The following is a 7,747-nucleotide window of genomic DNA, read 5'->3' as shown; positions in this document are numbered from 1 at the left end:
CGAGCCCGCGGCGCCCCCTCGCGCTCGGCGAGCGCCTTGATAGTGAGCAGTTGCTTGCGCATCATCACTAAATCTCCTGCCGCCATGGGATTTCCGAGAAATCTCGGCCCGTCGAACAGAACTCGGGTGTGTAGCCGCGTTTCGCCGTCCTGCGGCGAAAGCGCATACGTCACCGCCACCCGCCCCGCCCGCAGCGTGATCTGCTCGTCGTCGACGAACGAGTGCAGCCGGAACAGCGTCATGAACCTCTGCCCCACCGCCAGATGACACAGGCCGGGATCGCGCCGGCGCGGACTTCGCCGTCCGAAGTTGTCGAGAAGGTCGTAGCTGTAAGGTGCGACGCGCAGCTGGCACAACCACGCGAACACCGTGGCAGGTGGCGCCGCGATGGTGACGGCGCGGTCGGCCCGCGTGCACCCGTCGCCGACGAGCTCGTCGCACGGCATCATCGCGGCGCGCTCGGATGTGGTTGCGCCCCAATTCAACCCGAGCATCACGCGGTGACCCCGTGTGCCCGCGCGTCGGCCGCGATCCGCTGCAACATCAGCCGGACGGCAATCCGGTGGCCGCCGCTGCCGATGACCAGCGCGCGGTAGACCTTGCCGCGCAGACCAGGAAAGGCTGCCCATGTATGCGCCGAGAGCCGTGTCCGTCCTGCCCCGTCGTCGTCGAGTTCGAACACCAGCTTGTACACAGAGAACCAGTGCCGGCCCTTCAGGCCGAGCCGCCGCATCGGCACCGCATCGTCCAACGCGAAAAACGGAGTCCGCACGTCAGGAGCATCTCCGTCGGGGTCGCGGCTCCACATTTTCAGCACCGCCCGCCACGTGTCGGCCGGGCTGGCGGCAACGGTTGTGGCATGCTCGTCGATATAGGGTAATCGTTCCATATAGAAGGACCGTACTAGATCGTGGCGCCTCCGCGGAAGCACGAGACCGATGTGATCCTCGACACGGCCCGCGCAGTGGTACTTACCGACGGGCCGCGCGCGGCCAGCGTTGCGGCAATCGCCAAGGCCAGTGGCGCGCCGACGGGCACGCTCTACTACCGCTTCGGCAACCGCAACGGGATCCTGACCGCCGCTTGGTTGCGTGCCCTGGAGCGTTTCCAGAGCCGCGCCATGGCCGCTCGCGGTGCCACGCCGCTGGATTCGGCTGTGGCGATGGCGGTGTCGGTCGTCGCCTTTGCACGGGAGCTTCCCGAGGACGCGCGGCTACTGCTGACACTGCGGCCGGGCGACCTGCTCGACGGCGAACCCGACGACGCCTTCACCGACAGGCTGGCCGCGATGAACGCTCCGCTTCTCGGTCGGGTCAGCGAGCTCGCCGAGGAGCTCTACGGCAGGACCGACGGGAGGACGGTCGAGGCGGTGGCCAGAGCGCTCAGCGACCTGCCGTACGCGGTCGTGCGCCGCCATGCCCACGACGACCCGATGCCGCCGTGGCTCGAGGAGGATGTCGCGTCGGCGGCACGTGCACTGCTGACGGCGTACGGCTGACTCGTCTCCGGATGCGAGGAGGATGTGTTCAGGGCCCCGACCAGGACGTCGCTACCTGCGCCTCGACGTCAATCACCTTCGCCTGCTGTGACCGCGGATCGTCGATCTGGTCGCTGACGTGACGGAGGATGAAGCGTTTGATCTCCGCGTCCACGCCGGCAATGATCCGCAATAATTCGCCGCGAATCGTCGTCGACGCCACGTCGACGGTGATGTCGCGCATGCGCGGTTTCGGTACGTCGATCACGATCAGAAGCGGCTCGGCGGCGCGCGCGGTCGCGTTCAAGCCGATCTCGCCGGACACCTTGAAGCGCTGCTTGTCCACGCGCAGGTCCAGCAGCAGGTCGATGGCGAGCGGAATACGGATCGCGAAGGTGAATATCTCGCCCAAAGTGCGAGTGGCCTGCGGTTGTCCGATCGTGACGTTTGCGGTGACCTTGGCGATCCCGCCCGGCCCCTGGCCCATCGGGCCCATCTTGATTTCATCGCCCGCCATTGACCCAAACGCGTCGGCGACGCGCTTCTCCGTCACGGCGATTTCGAAGAACCGGCGACCGAATTCCTCGTAGGTCATGAGGTCGTGAGTACCCATATCGCTGACCACCTTCCCACGATTTGCCGACGCGACCCGGCAATTGAGCACTCGAAATCTCCTAGGCTGGCGATGGGCATGAAGATCTCGCCGATCGCGATGGTGTGAGATGGATTCCATGGCCGACAACACCCGTGACCGGATCACGAACTTCATCCAGAAACGATTCGCCAATCCGCTGATGCGGCGAAATCCCTTTCAGACGCTCCTGGAGACGACGGGCCGCAAGTCCGGTCAGCCCCGCCGGACACCTCTGGGTGGTAGCCGAGTCGACGACCAGTTCTGGTTCGTGTCCGAGTTCGGTGACAAGTCGCAGTACATCCGCAACATCAAAGCCAATCCCCGGTGCGCGTGAGGTTGCGCGGTCGATGGCACGACGGCACCGCGCACCTGGTACCCGGCGACGACTCGCGTGAGCGACTGAAATCGCTACCCCAGTTCAACAGCTTCGGTGTGCGCACCTTCGGTACCAACCTGCTCACCGTGCGGGTTGACCTCGACGATTGACTCCGTAGCAAAACTAAAAGTAACATCACTTTTGGTTTGGCCGCTGTTTCGTGCCGTACACATCGATGGAGCCACCGATGGAATCATTCATTCACCTGCGTAAAGGCACCACGCCGAGACGGCTACACGCGGACTTGGACGGCCTCAAGGACGACGAGCTCGGCCGCGGCGGCTTCACCGGTCGCACGGTGAACATGTACCGCCGCCACGATCCGACCGCCTACCGCGTCGACGGCCCGCTGCGACCCGTGGACGTGCTGTCGTCGGAGCTGAAACCGTCCGACGCCACCGACGCGGCAGGCTCGCCGATGCTGCTGTTCTCCAATCCGGACTGCCGTGTCTCGTTGAGCCGGCGTGCCGAGGCGATGCCGTTCTTCGTCCGCCATGTCGACGGCGACCTGTTGTCCTTCGTGCACCGCGGCGCGGGTTCGCTCGAGACGGAGTTCGGCCCGATGCGCTATTGCGAGGGCGACTGGGTATACCTGCCGAAGGCGACGACCTGGCGGCAGCTGCCCGACGACGAGTCGACGCTGCTGATGATCGAGGCCGCCGGCGAGTTCCGGGTGCCCCCGCCCGGCACGCTGGGCCGCCACTTCCCGTTCGACCCGTCACAGGTGAACATCCCCGAGCCCGCGCCGTCCGACGACAGCCAGAACGAGTACGAGGTTCACCTGATACATGACGGTGGTCCGACAACCCTTTACTACCAACACAATCCGCTCGACGTCGAGGGCTGGCGCGGCGACAACTTCCCGTTCACGTTCAACATCGCCGACTACAACGTGGTGACCTCCGACAGCGTGCACCTGCCACCCACCGTGCACCTGTTCATGCAAGCCACCGGCGTCTACGTGATGAACTTCCTGCCCAAGCCCGCCGAAGGCGTGCCGGGCACTGAGCGCACGCCGTGGTATCACCGCAACGTCGACTTCGACGAGATCGCGTTCTTCCACGGCGGTTCGCTCTACGGCATCCCGATGCCGCCGGGCCTGATAACGCATGCGCCGCAAGGGGTTCACCATGGCGCGCCGGAGAAGGCAAGGGAGCGGACGCGGCGGAAGTTCGATGACTTCGACAAGGTCGACTGGCAGGTGATCGCTGTCGACACCCGGCGCCGGCTCACGCCGTCGGCCGAGGTTCTGGCGAATGATCTCGGAGCGGCTACGGCCGCGACACAGAAATGAGGCCAGCACTGTCCATGAATCTTTCCGTCAAACACGAATACGACCGCATCCCGTATCTGGTTGCGTTCCAGAACAACTCGGGTGTCCGTGACACCTACGGCGGCGTCGCCGAGCTGGTGGTCATGGAGAGCTATCTGCTCAAGCCGAAGGACAAGCCGTCGGACACCGGAGCCGCAACGGCGGCGACATCAGACACCGTGCTGGTGTTCATGCACCCGATCGGCGGCGGCGCCTACCTCCCGATGATCAACGCGCTGGCCCGCGCCGGCCATCACGTCATCTACTGCAACAGCCGGTTCCGGGGTACCGATGTCGCGCTGCTGATGGAGAAGGTCGTCGAAGACCTCGGCGAGTGCATCAAGGACGCCAAGAACCGGCTCGGCTACCAGAAGGTGGTGCTGGCCGGCTGGAGCGGCGGCGGATCGCTGTCGGTGTTCTACCAGCAGCAGGCCCAGAACCCGACGGTGACGTCGAGCCCGTCGGGCGACGGCCCGGACCTGACGAAGCTGGGGCTCATCCCGGCGGACGGCATCATGATGCTGGCTGCACACGTCAGCCGCCACGGCACGCTGACCGAGTGGCTGGACGCGTCGATCCTCGACGAAGCCGACCCGAGCAAGCGGGATCCCGAGCTCGACCTGTACAACCCCGACAACCCGAACCAGCCGCCCTACACACAGGAGTTCCTGGCCCGCTACCGCCAGGCCCAGATCGACCGCAATCGGCGAATCACCAAGTGGGTCAAGGAGAAACTCGCCGAATTGAAGGCCGCCGGCCGGCCCGAGGACGAGTTCGGTTTCGTCGTGCACGGCACGATGGCCGACCCTCGCTGGCTGGATCCGACCGTCGACCCGAACGACCGCGCGCCCCGCAGCACCTACCTCGGCGACCCGCAGGTGGTGAACATGAGCCCCGTCGGGCTGGCCCGATTCTGCACCTTGCGCAGCTGGCTCTCACAGTGGAGCTACGACGACGCGAACGACGACGCCGTCAAAGCCGGCCCCGACATCGCGGTGCCCACGCTGGTCATCGGCAACCTCGCCGACGACGCCTGCACGCCCAGCCATACCCGCCGGCTCTACGCGGCGATCGGGCATCCCGACAAGGAGATGCACGAAATCGAGGGCGCAAACCACTACTACTCCGGGCCCGCGCAACGTGAGACGCTGCGAAAGGCGGTCGGCATCTGCAGCGACTGGCTGACACGCCACGGATTCGCGACGCAGGGAGGAACGTGACGCCTACCGGCCCGCTGGACGGCGTCCGCGTCATCGAGGTCGGCACGCTGATCTCCGGGCCGTTCGCCGGGCGGCTGCTCGGTGACATGGGCGCGGAAGTCATCAAGATCGAGCCGCCCGGCCAGCCCGACCCTCTGCGGACGTGGGGGCAGGCGGAGCTGGACGGCCACCATTTCTTCTGGACCGTGCACGCCCGCAACAAGAAAGCAATCACGCTGAACCTGCGCGGCGCCAGGGGCCGCGACCTGTTCCTCGACCTCGTCGAGCGCTCCGACGTGATCGTCGAGAACTTCCGGCCCGGCACGCTGGAGAAGTGGGGCCTGGGTTACGACGTTCTGCGCGAACGCAATCGGGGTATCGTGCTGGTGCGAGTGTCGGGCTACGGCCAGACCGGACCCGAGGCGGGCAAGGCCGGGTACGCGTCGGTCGCCGAGGCCGCGAGCGGACTGCGGCACATGAACGGCTTCCCCGGCGGCCCGCCGCCCCGGCTGGCGCTTTCGCTCGGCGACAGCCTTGCAGGAATGTTCGCCGCGCAGGGTGCGATCGCCGCGCTGTACCGGCGCTCGATCACCGGCGATGGCCAGGTCGTCGACGCGGCACTGACCGAATCCTGCTTGGCCATCCAGGAATCCACGATCCCCGACTACGACGTCGGCGGCGTGGTGCGCGGGCCGTCGGGCACCCGGCTGGAGGGCATCGCACCGTCGAACATCTACCAGACCGCCGACGGCAGCTGGGTGGTGATCGCCGCGAACCAGGACACGGTGTTCCGCCGGCTCTGCGCGGCGATGGGCCGCCCTGAGCTGGCCGCCGACGACCGGTTCGCCAATCACGTTGCGCGCGGCCGCAATCAGGACGAGCTGGACAAGATCATCGGCGACTGGGCCGCCCAGCGCCAACCCGGCAACATCATCGCGACACTGTCGGAAGCCGGCGTGATCAGCGGGCCGATCAACACCGTGGCCGAGGTGGTGGAGGATCCACAGCTGCGCGCTCGCGGCATGATCGCTGACCACTGGGACGAGCGGGTGCAGCGCAATGTTCTGGGCCCGGGCGTGGTGCCCGTGCTGTCGGAGACACCGGGCACGATCCGCAACGCCGGCCCCGCCACCCCCGGGCAGCACAACGACGAGGTCTACCGGGGGCTGCTGGGCCGCACCGAGGCAGAACTCGACGGGCTGCGCCAGGAGGGAGTGATTTGAGCGAGCTTCCCGCCCACGTCACGATTCGTGAGGTCGCGCTGCGTGACGGCCTTCAGATCGAACAGCCAATCCCATTGCACGCCAAGATCGAATTGCTCGAAGCCGTCGTCGCCACCGGGGTGCGCGAGGTCGAAGCCACCGCGTTCGTCTCGCCGTCGAAGGTGCCCGCAATGGCCGACGCAGCCGAGGTCGCTGCCGAACTGCAGCGCTTCGACGGCGTCGAGTTCTCCGCGCTGGTCGCCAGCCCGAACGGCGCCAAACGCGCACTCGCCGCAGGCTTCGGCTCCATCGAGTTCGTGGTGTCGGCCGCCGACGAGTTCAGCCGCGCCAACGTTGGACGGTCCACCGCCGAGGCGACGAGCCAGATCGCCGAGATCGTCGCCATCGCGCACGACAGCGGCGCCTCGGTGGAGGTCATCATCGCCTGCGCGTGGGACAGCCCGTTCGACGGGCCCACCGCGCCGCAGCGGGCCATCGACATCGTCGAGCACGCCCGCGACTACGGCGTCGACCGGCTCGCGCTGGCCGACACGATCGGGACCACCACGCCTCGCCGCACCACCGAACTGGTCGCCGCCACGCAGGCCGTTTCGCGCGGTATCCCACTCGGCGCGCACTTCCACAACACCCGCGGGGCCGGATTGGCAAGCGCATATGCAGCCGTCCAAGCAGGCGTCACCCGGCTGGACGCGTCCGTCGGCGGCCTGGGCGGGTGTCCGTTCGCGCCTGGCGCCACCGGCAACATCGCCACAGAGGACCTCGTCTATTTGTTGCGAGACAGCGGCATTGGCGCCGACGTCGACCTCGACGCCGTGATCGCTGCCGCGCGGGTGGCGGCGCGCGTCGTCGGGCACGAGCTGCCGAGTGCGCTGATGCGCGCCGGCGACCGAAAGCTCTGATGGCCGCGCAGACGCTCAGCTCGAAGGGCAAACAGACCCGCTCGTCGATCGAGCAGGCCGCGCGAAAACTGTTTGCAGAGCGCGGCTTTCATGGCACGACGCTCGCCGACATCACCTCGGCGGCAGGCAAGTCTCCCGCCGCGTTCTACCGCTACTTCGACGACAAGGAAGACCTGCTCGCCCGCCTGGCGGAATCATTTCTGCACGACGTCGTCGAACCGTCGGCGCATTCGGTCGCACTGCCCGAGTCCGCGGATGACGCCGCATTCTTCACCGAAGTGGTCACCGGCTACTGGAACATGTTCAAGCAGAACATCGGGATCATGATCGCGGTCGCCCAGCTGGCGGCCACTCAGCGGCGATTCGCGCTGCTGCAGAACGAGTTTCGCCGCTTCGGTATGAACATCGTGGCCGCCTCGGTGCGGCGGGCGCAAGAGCAGGGGTACGGTCGCGACCTCAATCAGCAGCACATTGCAGCGGCGATCGCGCTGCTGTTCGAGAACTTCACCACCGTGTTCGTCGGCTCGTCGGGGCTCGGGCAGATCAACGACGCCGACGCGATCGCGACGCTGTCGACCATCTGGAAGAAGACGCTGTACGGCTACTAGCGCTGAGAAAGGGATCACT

9 protein-coding genes and 1 pseudogene are annotated in these 7,747 nt (G+C 66.7%); 7 read left to right on the top strand and 3 right to left on the bottom strand.

The features are described 5' to 3' along the window. The coding region (locus QOH60_RS27145; RefSeq protein ID WP_526424981.1) for a hypothetical protein at positions 1-494 on the bottom strand (494 nt) is incomplete at its 3' end. Beyond that, on the bottom strand, positions 494-889 hold the full coding sequence (locus tag QOH60_RS27140) for a hypothetical protein (protein WP_526424980.1): 396 nt from the start codon (positions 887-889) through the stop codon (positions 494-496). The genes QOH60_RS27145 and QOH60_RS27140, both read right to left, overlap by 1 nt. A 21-nt stretch (positions 890-910) precedes the next feature. Here QOH60_RS27140 and QOH60_RS27135 point away from each other — a divergent pair, with 21 nt between their 5' ends. Further along, the gene (locus tag QOH60_RS27135; RefSeq protein ID WP_526424979.1) at positions 911-1,498 is read left to right on the top strand and encodes a TetR family transcriptional regulator; all 588 of its coding nucleotides are present in this window, start codon (positions 911-913) and stop codon (positions 1,496-1,498) included. 28 nt (positions 1,499-1,526) lie between these two features. Here QOH60_RS27135 and QOH60_RS27130 read toward each other — a convergent pair whose 3' ends face one another. Continuing rightward, complete coding sequence (locus QOH60_RS27130; protein WP_526424978.1) at positions 1,527-2,090, bottom strand: hypothetical protein; 564 nt, start codon at positions 2,088-2,090, stop codon at positions 1,527-1,529. 118 nt (positions 2,091-2,208) lie between these two features. On the opposite strand from QOH60_RS27130, the pseudogene QOH60_RS27125 reads away from it, so the two are divergent. The 6 genes and pseudogenes from QOH60_RS27125 to QOH60_RS27100 all read left to right on the top strand — a co-directional run bounded on the left by QOH60_RS27125 (position 2,209) and on the right by QOH60_RS27100 (position 7,728). Further along, positions 2,209-2,597 (top strand): annotated as a pseudogene (locus QOH60_RS27125) (nitroreductase family deazaflavin-dependent oxidoreductase). Between the two features lie 77 nt (positions 2,598-2,674). Continuing rightward, on the top strand, positions 2,675-3,781 hold the full coding sequence (locus QOH60_RS27120; protein ID WP_526424977.1) for a homogentisate 1,2-dioxygenase: 1,107 nt from the start codon (positions 2,675-2,677) through the stop codon (positions 3,779-3,781). Between the two features lie 14 nt (positions 3,782-3,795). Further along, on the top strand, positions 3,796-5,019 hold the full coding sequence (locus QOH60_RS27115; RefSeq protein ID WP_526424976.1) for an alpha/beta hydrolase: 1,224 nt from the start codon (positions 3,796-3,798) through the stop codon (positions 5,017-5,019). Next, complete coding sequence (locus tag QOH60_RS27110) at positions 5,016-6,221, top strand: CaiB/BaiF CoA transferase family protein (RefSeq protein WP_526424975.1); 1,206 nt, start codon at positions 5,016-5,018, stop codon at positions 6,219-6,221. Before QOH60_RS27115 ends, QOH60_RS27110 begins: the two co-directional genes overlap by 4 nt. Beyond that, positions 6,218-7,120 carry a hydroxymethylglutaryl-CoA lyase gene (locus tag QOH60_RS27105; protein ID WP_526424974.1) on the top strand — a complete coding sequence of 301 codons (903 nt, stop codon included), beginning with the start codon at positions 6,218-6,220 and terminating at the stop codon, positions 7,118-7,120. Before QOH60_RS27110 ends, QOH60_RS27105 begins: the two co-directional genes overlap by 4 nt. Beyond that, the gene (locus QOH60_RS27100) at positions 7,120-7,728 is read left to right on the top strand and encodes a TetR/AcrR family transcriptional regulator (RefSeq protein ID WP_526424973.1); all 609 of its coding nucleotides are present in this window, start codon (positions 7,120-7,122) and stop codon (positions 7,726-7,728) included. The genes QOH60_RS27105 and QOH60_RS27100 overlap by 1 nt, the downstream gene beginning before the upstream one ends. Positions 7,729-7,747 lie beyond the last annotated feature (19 nt).

Source organism: Mycobacterium sp., assembly GCF_032159765.1.
Taxonomy (GTDB): Bacteria; Actinomycetota; Actinomycetes; order Mycobacteriales; family Mycobacteriaceae; genus Mycobacterium.
The sequence above is the reverse complement of the archived record's forward strand: the minus strand, read 5'-3'. Positions and strand labels throughout refer to the sequence as shown.

Bases quoted from the DNA above. Each gene is read 5' to 3' on its own strand.
- QOH60_RS27140 (WP_526424980.1), bottom strand. From the start codon at position 889: ATGGAACGATTACCCTATATCGACGAGCATGCCACAACCGTTGCCGCC.
- QOH60_RS27130 (WP_526424978.1), bottom strand. From the start codon at position 2,090: ATGGGTACTCACGACCTCATGACCTACGAGGAATTCGGTCGCCGGTTC.
- QOH60_RS27120 (WP_526424977.1), top strand. From the start codon at position 2,675: ATGGAATCATTCATTCACCTGCGTAAAGGCACCACGCCGAGACGGCTA.
- QOH60_RS27115 (WP_526424976.1), top strand. From the start codon at position 3,796: ATGAATCTTTCCGTCAAACACGAATACGACCGCATCCCGTATCTGGTT.
- QOH60_RS27100 (WP_526424973.1), top strand. From the start codon at position 7,120: ATGGCCGCGCAGACGCTCAGCTCGAAGGGCAAACAGACCCGCTCGTCG.